The 1,766-nt window shown below is 57.1% G+C and carries 1 protein-coding gene; it reads right to left on the bottom strand.

The features are described 5' to 3' along the window. Positions 1-484: 484 nt before the first annotated feature. The gene (locus ACE4YL_RS10255; RefSeq protein ID WP_461369610.1) at positions 485-1,624 is read right to left on the bottom strand and encodes a rolling circle replication-associated protein; all 1,140 of its coding nucleotides are present in this window, start codon (positions 1,622-1,624) and stop codon (positions 485-487) included. Positions 1,625-1,766: the final 142 nt, after the last annotated feature.

Genomic DNA, 1,766 nt, shown 5'->3' with positions numbered 1-1,766 from the left:
GGACAAGACCCGGGAAGGTGTTGCAACACCTTCCTAGTCACATTATCACTTCTGTTAAGTTCTTCATCGACCTAGCAGGTTAAAACTGTTTCTCAGGGGTCTATGACGCTCAGGCGCCGCTGTGGCTGATACGCTCCGCTTCGCGTCGCTGACTCCGGCCTGACGGCCTCCGCGGGCCTTCGGCCCTTGGCAATGGCGATAGCCCTTGTGGGGAGGGGCAAGCCTCCCCACTGCGGGGCATGTGTCCGGGAAGCCTGGTCAACGTCGAGACCGGGAGCGGCGAGAGGGTTTCGCGTGCCAGGTCGCCTGGTGAAGAGGATCGTCTTCACGCACGTGGAATATGTCGCTCATCCTTTCGGCCTCCTCGCAGTCTATCCCCATCGAGTGAATTACCCCGGTGTCGTGCAAGCAGCCTTCTTCGTCCTGTTCGAGAACCTTAAAGACCGGATGGGGTATCCCGTCCGAGTCGTACCAAACCTTTCGTTCAAAGAAGTTCATAGTTATGCCTCATTTGTTCTAATTCGTCTAGAATAGCCTGTTTCTGTTCGGCGGTTGCCTCGCGGAAGGTTGTCTCCCATCCGGTCATCGACACCCCGGCCTCCAGGAACCGGAACCGGTCGCTGTCCTGGGAATCAAGTTTCATCACCTTGCTGATACCCCGAGAAGCACCCCACTGACGCCACCCGTGTTTCCAGAGTTGCGCGTTGAACCGGAGTTCTCCAGGGCTCATCTGTTCCGGATCAATGCAGAACCCTTTTCCCAGGTATTTGAAGAGGTAGAAGCCGGCGTTCTTGATGTCGCCTTTAGCGTCCAGGCAGCTATCTTCAAACTGCGCACCGTGTTCGTAGGAGCCTGCCCGGTAATCGTTCCAGAGGATCTTCGTTTTCTCTTTCTGCCAGTCCTCAAGTTCGGCGACGATTGCCACATGCAGGTGAGGGTATCCAGTCTGGTGCGGTTCCATCGTCCAGAGGTAGTCAAACGAACGGCAGAGTATCCGGTTCCGAAGCATCTTCCGGAGCTTATCCCAGGATGTTTTGAGAACCTCGAAGCTCTCTTCGATGGTGTAGCCGCCTACCTGGTCGCGGGAGTGCGCGCCGTCCTGGTATGTAGTCAGCGTGAGAAGGGTAAGAGGAGGTCTTCCCTGGGAGATCCACCACTCGTTGAACTTGTAGAACCGGGCGAGCGTTCGGTTGCGGTATTTCACGTGCCAGCGATGCGTGTAGGGCAAGTGCAGGATAACCGTTTCCCGCTTTTCCATGTCGTAGAGGGTCAGGTCTAGGGTCAGTTTACCCGTAAATTCCAGATATTCCCGGAACGCGGCGATGTCCCGGGAATTCCGGCTCATTCCGGGTTTGTAACAATTAGTCTTAAGATGCCAAGAGAGGGACCCGGGGCCGGGCGGGGCAAGCCCTCGCCCGTCCCCACCACCGACCCCCCCGGGGACGGTTGACCGGGGCTGCATCCCATCCCGACGACCAAGAGACTCAGGCCGCTGGTGCTCACTCGAAACGTTATTATTCTTCCCGGGTCTAGAATGATTACTGATGCGCCCACCAGGAGCATCAACAAACCTTACGTCAGCAGGACAAGACCCGGGAAGGTGCTGCAACACCTTCCTAGTCACATTATCACTTCTGTTAAGTTCTTCATCGACCTAGCAGGTTAAAACCGTTTCTCAGGGGTCTATGACGCTCAGGCGCCGCTGTGGCTGATACGCTCCGCTTCGCGTCGCTGACTCCGGCCTGACGGCCTCCGCGGGCCTTCGG

The sequence above is a fragment of the Candidatus Darwinibacter acetoxidans genome (genome assembly GCF_041936445.1).
Classification (GTDB): Bacteria; Bacillota; Limnochordia; order Darwinibacteriales; family Darwinibacteriaceae; genus DTU010.
Note: the sequence above shows the minus strand (reverse complement) of the source record. Positions and strands in the feature narration are given on the sequence as shown.